Consider the following 15,923-nt stretch of genomic DNA (forward strand, 5'->3'; position numbering starts at 1 on the left):
TCTTCAATCATCGGGTGATTCTTGTCTCATGCCACCGTCCTTGTCGTCGAAGACGAGCCCCTGCTGCGCCTGCACGCGGTGATGCTGCTCGAGGAAGCGGGCTACGCCACGCTGCAGGCAGGCTCGGCCGACGAGGCGATTGAGCGCCTGGAGAGCACTGCGGACATCCGCGCGGTCTTCACCGACATCGATCTGCCGGGCGACATGGACGGACTGCGGCTCGCCGCATCGATCCGCGATCGTTGGCCGCCGGTCGAGCTGATCCTGACCTCGGGCCACGTCAAGATCGAGAAGGGCCAGCTTCCCGAGCGCGGGCATTTCCTGCCCAAGCCCTACACGTCGCGCCAGCTCATGCGGGCGCTGGAAAACCTTCACATCCACTGAGCATCCTTCGCGGATGACGCACGTTGTTGTGCCGCGGTCCTCTTGCCAGTGGGCGTTTCCGGCGACCGATGGGCTAACGGTTGTCGGAACGCTCGCCAATCGGCGGCCTCGCCGGCTCGCCCCCCAGCCGCTAAAAGAAAGCATGAGCCAGGACCTCCGCGCCGACGTCGAAGCGGTGCTGCGTCTTCCCGCCGTCGAAACCATCCTGGAAGTCGTCTGCCGAACCACCGGCATGGGCTTCGCCGCCGTCGCGCGGGTGACCGAGGATCGCTGGGTCGCCTGCCAGGTACGCGACGAGATCGCCTTCGGGTTGAAGCCCCACGGCGAGCTCAAGGTCGAGACGACGATCTGCAACGAGATCCGGCGGAGCGGCCAGGAGGTCGTGATCGACCATGTCGGCCGGGACGAGGCGTATCGTGGGCATCCGACGCCCGCGATGTACGGCTTCCAGAGCTACATCTCTGTGCCCATCGTGCTGCCGGGCAAGGGCTTCTTCGGCACGCTCTGCGCCATCGATCCGCGGCCGGCCACCCTGCGCACGCCGCAAGTGGTGGGCATGTTCCGGCTGTTCGCCGAGCTGATCGCCAGCCATCTCGAGGCGCAGGACCGGCTCGACACCGCGAACCTGACGCTGGTCGACGAGCGGCGCACGTCGGAGCTGCGCGAGCAGTTCATCGCCGTGCTCGGCCATGACTTGCGCAATCCGCTGGCCTCGATCGACGCCGGTGCGCATCTGCTGGGCAAGCTGCCGCTCAGCAAGGATGCCAGCGCGATCCTGGCGATGATGCAGAGCAGCGCCAAGCGCATGACGACGATGATCGACAACGTGCTCGACTTCGCGCGCGGCCGCATGGGCGGCGGCCTGACGCTCGACCGAAGTAAGCACGCCCTGGCGCCGGTGCTGACGCAGGTGGCCGCCGAGCTGGTCTCGGTGCGGCCCGATCCGCCGATCGAGACGGCGTTCGACCTTGCCGCGCCGGTGCTCTGCGATCCCGGGCGCGTCGGGCAGCTCGCCTCCAACCTGCTGGCCAACGCGCTGATCCATGGCGATGGCAGCCAGCCGGTACGGCTGCTGGCGACCAGCGGCCCCACCGGCTTCGAGCTGGCAGTGACCAACGGCGGGCCGCCGATCCCCCCGGCCGCGCTGGAGCATCTATTCAGGCCATTCGAGCGCGGCGCCGTCGTGCCGGGCCAGCGCGGCCTCGGGCTCGGCCTTTACATCGCCTCGGAGATCGCACGCGCCCATGGCGGCACCCTGACGGTCAAGTCGACCGTGGCGGAGACGCGCTTCACGTTCCGGATGCCGGCGTAAGGCGACTCGGGATTTTCCGCAGCTCGCTCCGCCGGTTCAGGGGCAAGCGGGCAGGTCAGCGGGCGCGATCGTCGTCGACGCGCTCGTAGTGCGGCGGTGGATCGGCCATTTCCCACGCATAGAGCTTGGCCAGGACGTCCTCGATCTTGTCGACGATCGCCAACCGCAGGCGTCGCAGGGCCGACGGCACGCCGCTCATGACCGCACCAGCCGCGCCTGCCAGAGGCAGAGCAAGGGCGTGACGGCGAGCTCCACGATCAACGGGCCGACGACCGATGCCGACAGGCCGTCGCCCAGCTCGACGCCGAGCAGCCGGCAGAGCCCGCCGACCACGACGATGATCGTGAGCAGGCGAAAGGTCGCCGCCTTGGTCTCGATGCCGGGGATAGTCGATCAGAAGGCGAGCCCGATGCCGAGCAACAGCCCGGAGAGATAGCGCTCCTGGCTCATCGGGCCGGCGTGGCTGCCCTCCAGGCCGCCGAGCACGCCCCACGCACCCGCGATCACCGGCACCAATCCGCCGATCGCCACGCAAGCCTGAAACAGTCGTTTGGTGCTCATCACGAGGTACGACCGGCGGCCCGGGCCGGATCATCCGGGTTTCACGGGCACATTCCGGTCGGCGGCTCTAGTAGGTCTTGAGCAGGCGGTCGATGTAGTCGAGCTCTTCCTTCGGGCGCTGCATCTCGCCGGCGCGGCGGCGCAGCTCGTCGAGGATCTCGCGGCTCTTCTGGCGCTCGAGCTCGAGCGGGACCTTGTCGACGCCGGTGTCGACCGAATCGCCGAAGTTGCCGTCGGAGCGGCCGAGCGGGTCGCGATCCTCGCCGCGGCGCTCGCGCTCCTCGATCTCGGCGATGTCCTGGCCGTTGCCCGGCCCGCGCTGGCGCATCTGCTCGGCCATGTCGCCCATGCCCTGCTGCAGGTTGTCGAGCGCGCGGCGCTGGGCGCGGCTGGCCTCGCGCGGATCGCCGCGGCGCAGCGCGTCCTCGGCCTCGCGCATCGAGCGCTCGGCGCGGCCCAGCGACTCGGGCATCGGCATGCCATTCTCGTCGAGCTTCTTCATCAGGTCGCCGAGCTGGCCGCGCAGATGGCCCTGCTGGTTGCCCTGGTTCTCGCCCCACTGCTGGCCCTCGCCCTGCTGGCCCTGACCCTGCTGACCTTGCTGTCCCTGTTGGCCGCGCTGACCCTGCTGCCCTTGCTGGCCCTGCTGGCCGCGCTGACCCTGCTGCTGTTGCTGGCGGCCCTCGCGCTCGCTCTCGCCCAAGAGCTGGTTCTGGCGCCGCGACAGCCGGTCGAGCTGGTTCATCATCTCGCGGCCCTGCTGGTTGCCCTGGCCGTTCTGGCCCTGCTGCTGGCGCTGCTGCCCGCGCTGGCCCGGCTGGGCCATCATCGGGGTGGCGTTCTCCATCATCTTGCGCAGCTCTTCGAGCAGCCGCTTGGCTTCCTCGCGCTGGCCGTTCTTGGCCATCTCGCGAATCTTGTCGAGCATCTTCTGCAGGTCGTCGCCGGTGATGGTGTTGTTGGGATCCATCCGCTGCGCCTGCTCCTCCATGCGGCGGCGCTCCTCGGGATCCTTCATCCGCTCGGCCATCTCCTTCTGCCAGCGGTCCATCGCGCTGTAGAGCTGCTGGATCAGCTTCTCGATCTCCTCGTCGCCGGCCTGGCGCTGCATGGCGTCACGCAGCTCCTGGCGGGCCTGCTCGACCGCGCGCTCGGCGTCGGTGGTGGCGCCCTGCTCCAGCCGCATCGCGAGATCCCACAGCAGCTTCTGGCTGTCGACGACGGTCGGCTTGGAGTCATCCGCCGCCAGCCGCGCCGCGCCGACGCGCAGGCCGAGCTGCACCACCGGATCGTCGCGGTAGGACGCCGGGTGCGCCTGCACCAGCCGCATGCCGTCGGCCACGTCGAGCCGCAGGCCCTTGGGGTTGCGGGTCAGCTGCTTGCGCAGCACGATCAGCGCCCGCGCCGTCGGATCGTTGAACACGCGCTCGGGCAGCAGGAAGGTCTCGGGTGTGCTGGCGCCCTTCTGGCCGAGCGCGTCGGTGGCGAACAGCATGACGCGCACCTTGAGGCCGGCCCACGGATGGCTGGTCAGGTCGCGCACGAAGGCGTCGCTCACCTTCTTGCTGTTGCCCGGCACCGGCAGGTCGATGCGCATGACCTCCGGCTCCTCGCCGTCGTCGAGCATCTCGGCGCCCAGCACCGAGCCGTGCAGGCGGATCTGCAGCTGCACACCGGTGATGCCGAAGTCGTCGCCGCCGATGTACTCGATCCTGGTCGACCACTTGTCGACGCCGATCGGTTTGGAGAACTCGATGGTCGGCGCGAGATCGGGGATGACGTGCAGCTTCCAGCGCGCCTGCTCGTCGCCGCGCGCCTGCAGGCTGATCTTGCTGCCTTCGGTAATGACACTCTCGACCTGGTACTTGCCCTGGGAGACGGTGCCGAACTCGGTCTCGTTGCCGTCGATCACCAGCTTGGGCGGATGGCGGCCGCGCACGTCATCGACGAAGCCTGCGAGCTTGCTGCCGACCGGCACGCGCAGGACTTTGTCCTTGTCGGCCATGTCGAGATAGATCGGCGGCTTGCCGGTATAGGCCGGCGGCGCGATCCACAGGTTGGCGACGACCGGCGGCGGCGGCGGGAAGGCCGGCGTGAAGGCCGCGGCCATGCGATCGGCGCGCCAGCCGCCCGCCGAGGCGACGGCGACGACCAGCGCCAGCAACGGCACCAGGCGCAGCGCCCAGGTGTCGAACTTGGCGAGGCCCGGACGCGCCGGGCCGTTGCTGAGGCTGGCCAGCCGCTCGGCCTCGCGGCGGCGATGGGCTTCCCAGAGGGCGGCAACCATGCGGTCGTGCCCGCCCATGGCGAGCTGGTCCTGCACCGCGAGCAGCGGCCGATGCGGCACGCCCGAGTCCTGCTCGAGGCGGCGGATCGCCTCGGCGCGGACCGGCCAGGCGAAGGTACGGAAGCGCCACCAGGCGATGCCGATGACGCCCAGCGCCAGGGCGGCGAGCACGCCGGTATGGACCCAGGGATCGAGGCCGCCGAACAGGTCGAGATGCGCCGCCGCGACGAACAGGGCGGCGATGGCGAGCAACGGCATCAGCCGCGGCCACAGCCCTTCCCAGGCGAGCGCCGCCCATGCCAGGCCGATCTTGCGCTCGACACCAGGCGCGGCGATCGGGGTGGCTTCGGTGGCGTCCATCGAGTCCTTTCTTACGCGGGCTCCATCCAGGGCGGGAACCGCTCCGAAGAGAGCATCTCGTCGATCGAGGGCCTGGGACGGACGACCGCAAATCGCGTGCCATCCACCATGACCTCGGGCGCCAGCGGCCGGGTGTTGTAGCTCGAGGCCATCACCGCACCGTACGCACCGGCCGAGCGTACCATGACGAGGTCTCCGGCAGAAAGTGGAGCCAAATCACGGTTCTGTGCCAGGTAATCGCCCGACTCGCACACCGGCCCGACAATGTCACAGCGGATCGTGGCGGCATCGGGGCGTGGCCGCCGGACCGGGACGATGTCGTGCCACGCCTCGTACAACGTCGGCCGGATGAGATCGTTCATGGCGGCGTCGACAATCACGAAGGTCTTGGACACGCCGGGCTTCACCAGGATGACCTCGGCGACCAGCACGCCCGCCTCGCCGACCATGCGGCGGCCGGGCTCGACCGTGAGCTCGCAGCCCAGACCGTCGGTCTCCTTGGCTACAAGCTGCATGAAGGAGGCGATCGAAGGCGGCTTCTCGTCGGCATAAACGATCCCCAGGCCACCGCCGATGTCGAAGCGGTCGATGCGATGGCCGTCGGCGCGGAGCTGCCCGATCAGCGCGCGTACCTTGGCGATCGCATCGCGGTAGGGATCGAGCGTCGTGAGCTGCGAGCCGATATGCATCGCCACGCCCACCACCTTGAGGTTCGGCAGCGAGCCGGCGAGCGCGTAGGCATCGCGCGCCAGGTCGATGTCGATGCCGAACTTGTTCTCCTTGCGGCCGGTGGTGATCTTCGCATGTGTGCTGGCATCGACGTCGGGGTTCACGCGGATGGTGATCTCGGCCTTGACGCCGAGCTGGCCCGCGACGGCGTTCAGGGTCTCGAGCTCGGACGAGCTCTCGACATTGATCTGGCCGACGCCGGCCTCGAGGGCGGCCATCAGCTCCGACGGCTTCTTGCCGACGCCGGAATAGACGATCTTCTTCGGCAGGATGCCGGCCGCCAGCGCGCGGTGCATCTCGCCGACCGAGACGATGTCGACGCCGGTGCCGAGATCACCGAACAGCTTGATGACGGCGAGGTTCGAGTTCGCCTTGAGCGCGTAGCAGAGCGAGGCGTTGTGGCCCTTCATCGCCTGATCGAACTCCTGCCACGCCGCGCGCAGCGCGCCGGCGGAGTAGCAGTAGAACGGCGTGCCGACCTGCTGGGCGATGGTCTTGAGCGCCACGCCCTCGGCCTGCATGTCGCCGTCGGCATCGTAAGCAAAGAAGCTCATGCGCATCCTCCCCATTCAGATGGGGAGGTGCCCCCGTAATCGGGGGCGGAGGGGTCATAAGCACCCCGGTTGAAGCTCATGACTCCTCTGTCAGCGTAAGACGCTGACACCTCCCCAGATGACTGGGGAGGAAAGCTCTTGCGGCTCATGACAAGTACCTCTTGCGCGCGTCCTTGACCGCGCGCGCGACGCTGGCCGGCGCGGTGCCGCCGTAGCTCTTGCGGGCGGCGACCGAGGCCTCGACCGTCAGGACCTTGTAGACGCCCTTGGTGATGCGGGGCTCGATCGCCTGCATCTCCTCCAGCGAGAGCTTGTCGAGATCGACGCCCTTGGCCGCGGCCTTCCCCACCAGCGCGCCGGTCGCATGATGCGCCTGCCGGAACGGCAGGCCGACCTCGCGCACCAGCCAGTCGGCGAGATCGGTCGCAACCGAGTAGTCGGCCGAGGCGACGGCGCGCATGCGCGCCGGGTTGGCCTTGAGGTCGCGGATCATGCCGGTCATCGCCGCGACGCAGAGCTCGATCGAGTCGGCGGCATCGAACAATGGCTCCTTGTCCTCCTGCATGTCCTTGCCGTAGGTCAGCGGCAGGCCCTTGAGAAGCGTGCACAGCGCCACGAACGCGCCCATGATCCGGCCGACCTTGCCGCGGATCAGCTCGGCGGCGTCGGGATTGCGCTTCTGCGGCATGATCGAGCTGCCGGTGGTGAAGGCATCCGACAGGGCGATGAAGCGGAACGGCGCCGAGCACCAGATCACGATCTCCTCGGCGAGCCGCGACAGGTGAACGGCTGAGAGCGAGGCGGCCGACAGGAACTCCACGACATAGTCGCGGTCCGACACGGCATCGAGCGAGTTGGCCATCGGCCGGTCGAAGCCCAGCGCCTTCGCGGTGCGATGGCGGTCGATCGGATGCGGCGTGCCGGCGAGCGCCGCGGCGCCGAGCGGCGATTCGTTCATGCGTTCGCGGCAGTCGCGCAAGCGGCTGCGGTCGCGGCCGAACATCTCGACATAGGCCAGCAGATGGTGGCCGAAGGTGACGGGCTGCGCCGTCTGCAGATGGGTGAACCCCGGCATGATGGTCGACGCGTACTCTTCTGCACGGTCGATCAACGCGGCCTGCAAATCGCGCAGCATCGCCTCGAGCCGGTCGACCGTGTCGCGCGTCCACAAGCGCACATCGAGGGCCACCTGGTCGTTGCGCGAGCGCGCGGTGTGCAGGCGGCCGCCCGCCGGGCCGATCAGGTCGGTGAGCCGCTGCTCGACGTTGAAATGGATGTCCTCGAGCTTGGTCGAGAATTTGAACTTGCCCTGCTCGATCTCGTCCTTGATGCGGGCGAGGCCCTGCCTGATGGCGCGGCCGTCCTTGGCGGTCAGGATGCCCTGCGCCACCAGCATGTCGGCATGCGCTGCCGAGCCCGCGATGTCCTGGGCGTAGAGCTTCTTGTCGAAGCCGATGGAGGCGTTGATCTTCTCCATGATCTCGGCGGGACCGAGCGCATAGCGACCTCCCCACATCGTGTTCGGGGCTGCCTTTTTGTTGGTCGTCTTCCGTGCCATGAATCGGGCTTATGGCACATCCGCGTACCGATTTCCTCATGGGCCGCAGGCTCTTACTGGCTGCAGCCCCGGCTTTTTTTGCCATCCCCGCATTAGCCAGGCTGGGGCCTGAGCAGCTCACCGGCACGGTAGCCAGGTTCGCCTTGGCCAAGGAGGGCAAGCCGCTGAGCGACCTCGCCTTCACCGATGCCGACGACAAGCCGCTGACGCTTGCCGACTACAGGGGCAAGACGGTGCTGCTGAACTTCTGGGCGACCTGGTGCGCGCCCTGCGTCAAGGAGATGCCGAGCCTCGACAAGCTGCAGGCCGAGATGGGCAAGGACAGGTTCGCCGTCCTGCCGCTGTCGCTCGACGGGCCGACGCGGCGCAAGGTGGCGCCGTTCTACGAGGACAAGAAGCTCGCCAACCTCGGCATCTATTTCGACAAGGGCAAGAAGGTGATGGGGGCGCTCGATATCTCGGTGCTGCCGACGTCCGTGCTGATCGATCCCGACGGCCGCGAGATCGGCCGTCTGGAGGGCGAGGCGGACTGGGACAAGCCCGAGGCCCTTGCCCTCATGAAGGCGGCTACTCCAGGCGGATGAGCATCCGCGAACGGCGCGGCGAGTTCGTGGTCTCGACGGCCGGCATGGTGGCGATCCAGACGATACCGCACAGCACGGCCAGTAAACCGACGATGGGATCGCCGTTGCCGATGAAGATGCCTGCCGCCAGCCAGAACGCGGCGCCGATCACCTGATACATTGAGCACCTGAGGAGGGGAGCCATGGGTTCAGCCTTCTAGGAAGCGCCGGTTTCCCGCAGATTGTGTAACGGGGGATTCGCGTTTCGTGCGTTTCACCTGCGCCAAGAATCGCTAGGCTGTGGGTCATGACCACGCCCAAAGAAGCCCTCGATCGCATCCTTCCCGCCACCGGATGGCCCGGAAGCGTGACCAACGTCACATTCAGCGGCGGAACAGACCCGACCGTACCGACGCCGTTCAAGGTCGGCGTCGCCGGTGCCGCGACTATCGCCGCCGCCGGCCTCGCCGCCGCGAAGCTCTGGGAGATGCGCAGCGGTCGCCTGCAGCAGGTCGCCGTCGATGTGCGCCAGGCGACGGCGTCGATGCGCAGCGGCACCTACATGAAGCTGGGCGACGGCGAGCTCAGCCATGCTCGTCACAGCGTCATGGGCACCTACCCCGCCAAGGGCGGACGCTGGAGCTACCTCCACACCAACTTCCCCAACCACCGGGCCGCTGCGCTCAAGGTGCTGGGCGTGACCGAGGAGAGTCGCGCCGCCGTCGCCAAGGCCGTGGCGACCTGGAACGCGCAGGACCTCGAGGAGGCGATCATCGCCGGCAAGGGCGCCGGCGGCATGGTGCGCTCGGCCGACGAATGGAAGACGCACCCGCAAGCCGCCGCCATCGCCTCCCTGCCGCTGATGGAGATCGAGAAGATCGGCGATGCGCCGGTCGAGCCTCTCCCCAGGGGCGACCGGCCGCTCAGCGGCATCAAGGTCGTCGACATCACCCGCGTGCTCGCCGGGCCGACCGGCGCCCGCACGCTCGCCGAGCACGGCGCCGAGGTGATGAAGATCACCGCCGCGCACCTGCCCAACCTCGGCTACCAGGAATGGGACACCGGCCACGGCAAGCTGTCGGCCCAGCTCGACATGCGCGACCCGGCGCAGCTCGAGACCCTGCGCGGGCTGATCCAGCAGGCCGACGTCTTCTCGCAGGGCTACCGGCCGGGCACGCTCGGCTCGCGCGGCCTGTCGCCCGAGGAGCTGGTCAAGCTCCGGCCCGGCCTCGTCTACGTCTCGCTGTCGGCATTCGGTCATAAGGGTCCCTGGGCGTCGCGCCGCGGCTTCGACACCGTGGTGCAGACAGTCAGCGGAATTACCTCCCGGCAGGGCGCCCTATTCCCCGGCAAGGATGCGGGGCCGCAATTCTATCCGCTGTCGGCGATCGACTATTGCACCGGCTATCTGATGGCGACGGGCGCCATGATCGCGCTGGCCCGCCGCGCCGAGCAGGGCGGCAGCTGGCTGGTGCGCATCTCGCTCGCCCAGGTCGGCAAGTGGCTGGTCGATCTCGGCGAGGTGCCGGAGAGCGCGCTCAAGGGCATCCCGGCCGAGTTCACCCAGGAGGAGCTCGCGCGCTGGTCGATGGTGACCGAGACGCCGTCGGGGCCGCTCCGTCATCTCAGACCGGCTGTACAGCTTTCCGAGACGCCGGCCTGTTGGGCGCGGCCGTCGGTTCCTCTAGGCTATCACCGTCCCGTCTGGCCCAACTGAACAGGAGGCCGCCATGACGACCGCAGCGGAAGGCGCGGAACTGACCCAGACCGGCCCCGGCACGCCGATGGGCTGTCTGATGCGGCTCTACTGGATGCCGGCCCTGAAATCATCGGAACTCGAACGCGACGGCCCGCCGGTGCGCTTCATGCTGCTGGGCGAGAAGCTGATCGCCTTCCGCGACACCGGCGGCAAGGTCGGCGTGATGGATCATCGCTGCCCGCACCGCGGCGCCTCGCTGTTCCTCGGCCGCAACGAGGAAGGCGGCATCCGCTGCCTCTATCACGGCTGGAAATTCGACACCTCGGGCCGGTGCATCGACATGCCGAGCGTGCCCGCGCACCAGGATTTCAAGCACAAGGTCTGTGCCAGGGCCTACCAGGCCGTCGAGCGCGCGGGCGTCGTCTGGGTCTACATGGGCGCGCGCGAGGCGCCGCCCCTGCCCGCCTTCCAGATCCTCGATGCGCCGGACGACGAGATCAACGTCGGCATGATCCAGCGCGATTGCAACTACCTGCAGGCGATCGAGGGCGAGATCGACACCGCGCATTTCGGTTACCTGCATGGCGGCCACGCCGATGCGAGCCGGCTCGACGAGAGCGAGCCGTTCTACTTCACCGTCACCAACCGCGCGCCCGAGTTCCATGTCGCCGATGCGCCGTGGGGCACGCAGTATGCCGGCTTCCGCTCGGCCGGACAGGGCCGCACCTACTGGCGCTTCGCCAACTTCCTCCTGCCGTTCTGGACCCAGGCGCCCAACGGCGAGTTCGACAGCCACGCCCATGCGCGCGGCTGGGTGCCGATCGACGACAACAACTGCATGTACGTCTTCCTCTGGTGGAAGCGCGCGAACAGCGCGATGAGCCTGCCGCAGCCCGCCTACAAGGACGGCACGCCGATCGGCGGCACCAGCCGCGGCAACCGGCTGCTGCCGAACACCACCGGCTGGATGGGTCGCTGGCGCATGGCCGACAACGCCGCCAACGACTGGGGCCTGGACCGCGAGGCGCAGCGCACCAACCGCATCTACAGCGGCATCGACGGCATCCACCTGCAGGACCAGGCGATCACCGAGAGCATGGGGTCGATCGTCGACCACACCTTCGAGCATCTCGGGCCGTCGGACCAGATGATCACCCGCACCCGTCGCCGCCTGCTGCGGGCCTCGCGCGCCCTGCGCGAGGACGGCACACTGCCGCCCGGCATCGAGGACGCCAGCCTCTATCACGGCGCGCGCAGCGGCTACTTCGTCAGCGACGACCAGCGCGCGTGGCAGGAGGTCTACAAGCACCGCCTCGACGCAGCGCTGCATCCGAGCGCCGTGCCCGCGAGGGCAGCGGAGTAGATCAGCCTTCCTCCTCTTGCCGGAGGCCGGCAAGGGGAGGTGTCGCCGTCTGCGCCTTTTCGAACGAAGTTCGAAAAGGCGGAGGCGACGGAGGGGTCATGAGTCACAGACTGCGGCTCATGACCCCTCCGCCCGCGATTACGCGGGCACCTCCCCTTCGCGGAATCCGCGAAGGGGAGGAAAGCACTTCATCACGCGCGGTTGCTCGCGCGGCAGCGGCATTTGTCGACCTGGTGCAGCTCGACCATGTTGCCGCAAGGATCGTTCATGAAGACCTGGGTCGAATCCGGGCTGGTCAGCCCTTCGATCACCCAATAGTGCACGCCCATGCGGTCGAGCTCCTTGCGGGTCGTCACGATGTCCTTCACGGCGAAGGCGATGTGCGGCCGCGTCGGGTCCTCGCCCGGGCCCTTGGCGACCGGCGAGGGCTGGTCGCCGCCGATCAGGTGGATCTGGCCGACCTCGCCGACGTTGATCCAGGCGCCGGGGATGCCGGGAATGGTCGGCCGCTTCTCGTCGCGCGCGAGGCCGAGCACGCTCTTGTAGAAGGTCTCGGTGTCGGAGAGCTTGTTCGCGCCGGCGTCGATGCGCACGCCGGTGTGATGGATCTCCAGAATCTCGATCGCCATGGGATTCCTCCGCGTTCTGCAGTCTTGATGTTGAGACGATCCTAGCCGCAGGATGCAGCCATGGCGAGACGACACCTCGAAGGCGACGGACAGCGGGCACGGATCGGTATCGTCGTGCCCAGCGTCAACACGGTCATGGAGCCCTGGGCGCAGAAGGTCGCGCCCGACGGCGTGAGCATTTTCGCGGCGCGCATGTTCATCCCGCCGGCGACCACGCCAGAGACCTTCATCGAGATGGACCGCAACGAGGGCAAGGCGGCGATCCGTCAGCTCTCCAGCGTCTTCCCCGACGCGATCGCCTATGGCTGCACCGCCTCCTCGATCGTGCAGGGCCTGGCCTACGACGCCCATCTGCGCGCCGAGATCGAGCACGAGCACCGAACGCCCTCGACCACCGCGGCGCATGCCATCCTGACCGCGGCCAAGGCGCTCGGCGTTTCGACGGTCAGCATCGTCTCGCCCTACACCAAGGAAGTCGACGACGCCGAGCACCGCTATTTCTCGGACGCCGGTCTGACCGTCGTGGGCGGCGCCTGCCTCGGCATCACCGACGGCTTTGCCCTGGCCGAGCCCTCCCCCGACACGCTGTTCGATCTCGGCATGCGCGGCTTCGACCCGCGGGCCGACGGGCTGATCATGACCTGCCTCAACACGCGCTCGCACACGGTCATCGATCGCCTGGAGCAAAAGCTCGGCAAGCCGGTCATCACCTCGACGCAGGCGACGCTGTGGCATGCGCTGCGGCTGGCCGGCATCGACGACCGCATCGAGGGCTACGGGAGGCTGCTCGATGGCTGAACCCCTTGTCGTCGTCACCGGGGCGAGCTCGGGCATCGGGTTGGCGCTTGCGAAAGCCTTCGCCAGGGAGGGCCATGCGCTGCTGCTGATCGCCCGCCACATGAAGCCGGTCGACGGCCTGCCCGCCGACTGCACCGCCTATGCCGAGGCCGACGTCGCCGACTACGACGCGCTCGAGCACGCCATCCGCGGCGCCGAAGCACGGTTCGGCAAGACCGCCTGCCTGGTGAACAATGCCGGGCTCGCCGATGCGCGCGCGTTTCAGCAGGTCGAGCCGTCGGCGTTCGCGCACGAGATCGACGTCAACCTCAAGGGCGTGCTGAACGGCACCAAGGCGGTGCTGGCCGACATGTCGGCGCGCGGCAGCGGCACCATCTTCAACATCAGCTCGGTCAGCGACCGCAAGACCGCGCCGGTCGCCGTCACTTATACCGCGACCAAGTACGGCGTGCGCGCCTTCTCCGAATCGCTGCAGCAGGCCGAAGGCAGGAACGGCGTGCGGGTGATCAACGTGGCGCCCGGCTACATCCGCACCAACATCCACGCCGGCATGGGCATCACCTTCAAGCAGTACCGCGAGGGCCTGGGCAATCCCGACTTCATGACCGCCGAGGAGCCGGCCGACATCCTGCTCTATTGCTGGAAGCTGCCGCCGCACATCTGCATCAGGGACATCGCGATCACGCCGACGCGCACGATGTTCTAGTGCTCGCCTATGCCGGCCTCTTCCTGGTCGCGCTGGCCGCGGCGACCGTGCTGCCGCTGCAGTCGGAAGCGGCCGTAGTGGCGATGCTGCTCTCGGACCATTCGCCGTGGCTGGTCCTCGTAGTCGCGAGCGTCGGCAATGTCCTGGGATCGACGATCAATTGGGTCCTGGGCCGCGCCATCGACCGCTACGGCAGCCGGCGCTGGTTTCCGGCGAGCGGTCCGGCCCTCGACCGCGCGGCGCGATGGTATCGCCGCCATGGACGGTGGTCGCTGCTGCTGAGCTGGGCGCCGATCATCGGTGATCCCATCACGGTCGTCGCCGGCGTGCTGCGCGAGCGGCTGCCGATCTTCCTGGCGTTGGTCACGATCGCAAAAGTCGGACGATATGTGGCGGTGATCGCCGTGACGTTGGGGTTATCCTAGGCCATGCCTACCTTGTATCTCCTCTCCGGCAAGATCGGCTCCGGGAAGTCGACCCTGGCGCGTGAGCTCGCGGCACGGCCGCAGACGCTCCTGATCAGCGAGGATCACTGGACCTCGACCCTGTTCGCCGACGACCTCAAGACGATCGAGGACTACGGCAAGTATTCGGCGCGGCTGCGGGCGGCGATGACACCGCACATCGTCGCCATCCTGGGCAAGGGCCTGTCGGTGGTGCTGGATTTCCCGGCCAACACCGTGAAGCAGCGCGCCTGGATGAAGGAACTGATCGACCTGGCCAGGGTCGACCACGAGCTGCACGTGCTCGACACGCCCGACGCGATCTGCAAGCAGCGGCTACGCCAGCGCAACAGCTCCGGCGAGCATCCGTTCCAGGTGAGCGACGCCGAGTACGAGCAGTTCACCCGCCACTACGCGGCCCCGACGCGCGACGAGGGCTTCAGGCTCATCGTCCACGGGACGGGAAGCTGACGTCGCCGAAAGGATAGAACTTGGTGACGTCGACGTTCTTGTAGGGCAGCGCGTCGAGCCGCACAGTGCCGAGGAACGGCTGCTCGGGCTCGACCAGCAGGATGGTCTTGGCGAAGCCCGAATCGTCGAAGCCGCGCCGGAAGTGCACCCGCGACTTGATGGCGAAGACCTTGAACTTGTCCGCGCCGAAACCCGCGATGTCGGACGGGTACATGATCTGCGTCAGGTACTCGCTCAGGACGACGAGATTGTTCTTGCCGAAGGCGACACTGACCCAGTCGCGGCCGAAGGCGTGCGCGACCAGCGCGATCGTGCCCTTCACCCGGACCGGCGCGCCGGCGGATTCGTCGGCCAGGCCGCCGATCTCCATGTCGAAGGCGTCGCCGGCTTTCAGGTCCTTGGCCTTGACCGCCTGGACGGCCTTGCGGTCGGCGATGGTGGCGATCATCACGTCACTGAGGTCCTGCGCGATCACCTGTTGAAGGATCCAGGTCGCCGAGCCCGAGCGGTCTGAATGGTCGGCCAGCACTACCGGCCAGTCGCCGCGGGCGTGAGCCTCCTTGGCGAGCTTCACGCCCTCGGGGATCGGATGGACCTTGGCGGTGCTCAACAGGTCCTTGCGGCGACGCCACGCCCAGGCCGCCATGTCGTCTGCTGCCTTCCGCGCGAGCTCGGGATTGCCGTTGCTCATCGCCTCGATGGTCATGCCGACGTCGGGCACGTCGGCGAAGGCGAAGCTGAAGAAGACGTTGACGTAGAGGTCGGGCTCGCGCGCCTCCCAGGTGAGCGCGCGCTGCACCAGATCCATCCAGGGCGACGCGCCGGTCCATTGCATGACGCTCGGCGCCAGGATCGGCACCTTCACGGTGACGGTCGACGGCTTGTAGTCGCCGCGAATGGCGCGGATCAGCATGCGGGCGGCGCGCTCGCCCTGCAGGCGGTCGTCGTAGTGCGGGAAGTATTTCACGCAGAAGGCCATGTCGGCCTGCTTCAGGAACTCCTCGTCCTCGTTGCCGTGCGGATCGAAAGTGCCGACGATGAAGGCGCCGCGGCCGACCACCTCGCGCACCCGGCGGGCGATGTCGGCCTCGGGCCTCGGCACGCCGCGCACGCCCATCGCGCCGTGCAGGGCGAGATAGACGCCGTCCCATTTGCCGCCGGCCTCGAGCTCGGCGATCTGGCGGCCGAGGAAATGCTCGTAGGCCTCGTTCGTGATCCAGCCCGAGCCGGTGCCGGTCTTGGGCCACAGCGGCGATTCGATGCCGACCAACTCGACGCCCTCGTGCTCGCGTGCCACCTTCACGAAGCCGCCCATGTACGAACCCGGCATCCAGGAGAGCAGCGCTTCGCCCTTGGCCGGCGAGCCCTCGAAGACGAAGTCGGCGAGCGTGGTGTCGTTCGAAAGGAACGTCACCGTCTCGTGGGCGAAGTTGAGGACGGCAATGCGGATCGGCTGGGTCATGGCAGGACGTTACTGGCTGGGCTGCGTCTTGTCTTCCGGACCGC

The 15,923-nt window shown here is 68.1% G+C and carries 18 protein-coding genes; 9 read left to right on the plus strand and 9 right to left on the minus strand.

Going from position 1 to position 15,923, the window contains the following annotated elements; genetic code table 11:
• The first annotated feature begins 21 nt into the window (after positions 1–21).
• A complete protein-coding gene (locus J0J01_RS01135; protein ID WP_296378288.1) occupies positions 22–384 on the plus strand; it encodes a response regulator in 363 nt (120 codons plus the stop codon).
• Between the two features lie 142 nt (positions 385–526).
• Positions 527–1,696 carry a HAMP domain-containing sensor histidine kinase gene (locus tag J0J01_RS01140; protein ID WP_296378289.1) on the plus strand — a complete coding sequence of 390 codons (1,170 nt, stop codon included), beginning with the start codon at positions 527–529 and terminating at the stop codon, positions 1,694–1,696.
• Positions 1,697–1,751: 55 nt separating this feature from the next.
• Here J0J01_RS01140 and J0J01_RS01145 read toward each other — a convergent pair whose 3' ends face one another.
• The 6 genes from J0J01_RS01145 to argH all read right to left on the minus strand — a co-directional run bounded on the left by J0J01_RS01145 (position 1,752) and on the right by argH (position 7,745).
• Complete coding sequence (locus tag J0J01_RS01145; RefSeq protein ID WP_296378290.1) at positions 1,752–1,895, minus strand: hypothetical protein; 144 nt, start codon at positions 1,893–1,895, stop codon at positions 1,752–1,754.
• Positions 1,892–2,029: a hypothetical protein gene (locus J0J01_RS32665; RefSeq protein ID WP_365735561.1), complete on the minus strand. Its 138-nt coding sequence runs from the start codon at positions 2,027–2,029 to the stop codon at positions 1,892–1,894. The genes J0J01_RS01145 and J0J01_RS32665 overlap by 4 nt, the downstream gene beginning before the upstream one ends.
• Before the next feature lie 60 nt (positions 2,030–2,089).
• Positions 2,090–2,257, minus strand: a complete 168-nt coding sequence (locus J0J01_RS32670) for a hypothetical protein (protein ID WP_365735564.1) — start codon at positions 2,255–2,257, stop codon at positions 2,090–2,092.
• 67 nt (positions 2,258–2,324) lie between these two features.
• Positions 2,325–4,904, minus strand: coding sequence for a TIGR02302 family protein (locus tag J0J01_RS01155; protein ID WP_296378291.1), 2,580 nt, complete (start codon positions 4,902–4,904; stop codon positions 2,325–2,327).
• Positions 4,905–4,915: 11 nt separating this feature from the next.
• On the minus strand, positions 4,916–6,187 hold the full coding sequence (lysA, locus tag J0J01_RS01160; protein ID WP_296378292.1) for a diaminopimelate decarboxylase: 1,272 nt from the start codon (positions 6,185–6,187) through the stop codon (positions 4,916–4,918).
• Between the two features lie 145 nt (positions 6,188–6,332).
• The gene (argH, locus tag J0J01_RS01165; RefSeq protein WP_296378293.1) at positions 6,333–7,745 is read right to left on the minus strand and encodes an argininosuccinate lyase; all 1,413 of its coding nucleotides are present in this window, start codon (positions 7,743–7,745) and stop codon (positions 6,333–6,335) included.
• Between the two features lie 38 nt (positions 7,746–7,783).
• Between argH and J0J01_RS01170 the strand changes: the two genes are divergently transcribed.
• Entirely contained in the window at positions 7,784–8,329 is a 546-nt protein-coding gene (locus J0J01_RS01170) for a TlpA disulfide reductase family protein (RefSeq protein ID WP_296378294.1), read from the plus strand.
• On the opposite strand, the gene J0J01_RS01175 is transcribed toward J0J01_RS01170, so the two are convergent.
• Positions 8,313–8,489 carry a hypothetical protein gene (locus J0J01_RS01175; protein WP_296378296.1) on the minus strand — a complete coding sequence of 59 codons (177 nt, stop codon included), beginning with the start codon at positions 8,487–8,489 and terminating at the stop codon, positions 8,313–8,315. The two genes, J0J01_RS01170 and J0J01_RS01175, sit on opposite strands and share 17 nt — an antisense overlap.
• A gap of 186 nt (positions 8,490–8,675) precedes the next feature.
• Here J0J01_RS01175 and J0J01_RS01180 point away from each other — a divergent pair, with 186 nt between their 5' ends.
• Positions 8,676–10,025 (plus strand): CoA transferase, encoded by a 1,350-nt coding sequence (locus J0J01_RS01180; protein WP_296378297.1) that lies wholly within the window; start codon positions 8,676–8,678, stop codon positions 10,023–10,025.
• Positions 10,026–10,038: 13 nt separating this feature from the next.
• A complete protein-coding gene (locus J0J01_RS01185; RefSeq protein ID WP_296378298.1) occupies positions 10,039–11,370 on the plus strand; it encodes a Rieske 2Fe-2S domain-containing protein in 1,332 nt (443 codons plus the stop codon).
• 191 nt (positions 11,371–11,561) lie between these two features.
• Here J0J01_RS01185 and J0J01_RS01190 read toward each other — a convergent pair whose 3' ends face one another.
• Positions 11,562–11,999, minus strand: a complete 438-nt coding sequence (locus J0J01_RS01190; protein WP_296378299.1) for a VOC family protein — start codon at positions 11,997–11,999, stop codon at positions 11,562–11,564.
• 60 nt (positions 12,000–12,059) lie between these two features.
• Between J0J01_RS01190 and J0J01_RS01195 the strand changes: the two genes are divergently transcribed.
• The 4 genes from J0J01_RS01195 to J0J01_RS01210 are packed head-to-tail and all read left to right on the plus strand — an operon-like array spanning position 12,060 to position 14,417.
• Positions 12,060–12,797 carry a hypothetical protein gene (locus J0J01_RS01195; RefSeq protein WP_296378300.1) on the plus strand — a complete coding sequence of 246 codons (738 nt, stop codon included), beginning with the start codon at positions 12,060–12,062 and terminating at the stop codon, positions 12,795–12,797.
• Entirely contained in the window at positions 12,790–13,503 is a 714-nt protein-coding gene (locus tag J0J01_RS01200; RefSeq protein ID WP_296378301.1) for an SDR family oxidoreductase, read from the plus strand. Before J0J01_RS01195 ends, J0J01_RS01200 begins: the two co-directional genes overlap by 8 nt.
• Complete coding sequence (locus J0J01_RS01205) at positions 13,503–13,928, plus strand: YqaA family protein (protein WP_296378302.1); 426 nt, start codon at positions 13,503–13,505, stop codon at positions 13,926–13,928. Before J0J01_RS01200 ends, J0J01_RS01205 begins: the two co-directional genes overlap by 1 nt.
• Before the next feature lie 3 nt (positions 13,929–13,931).
• Positions 13,932–14,417, plus strand: a complete 486-nt coding sequence (locus J0J01_RS01210) for an ATP-binding protein (protein ID WP_296378303.1) — start codon at positions 13,932–13,934, stop codon at positions 14,415–14,417.
• Here J0J01_RS01210 and J0J01_RS01215 read toward each other — a convergent pair.
• The gene (locus J0J01_RS01215; RefSeq protein ID WP_296378304.1) at positions 14,392–15,879 is read right to left on the minus strand and encodes a M81 family metallopeptidase; all 1,488 of its coding nucleotides are present in this window, start codon (positions 15,877–15,879) and stop codon (positions 14,392–14,394) included. The genes J0J01_RS01210 and J0J01_RS01215 overlap by 26 nt on opposite strands.
• Between the last annotated feature and the right edge of the window lie 44 nt (positions 15,880–15,923).

Source organism: Reyranella sp., assembly GCF_017305915.1.
Classification (GTDB): Bacteria; Pseudomonadota; Alphaproteobacteria; order Reyranellales; family Reyranellaceae; genus Reyranella.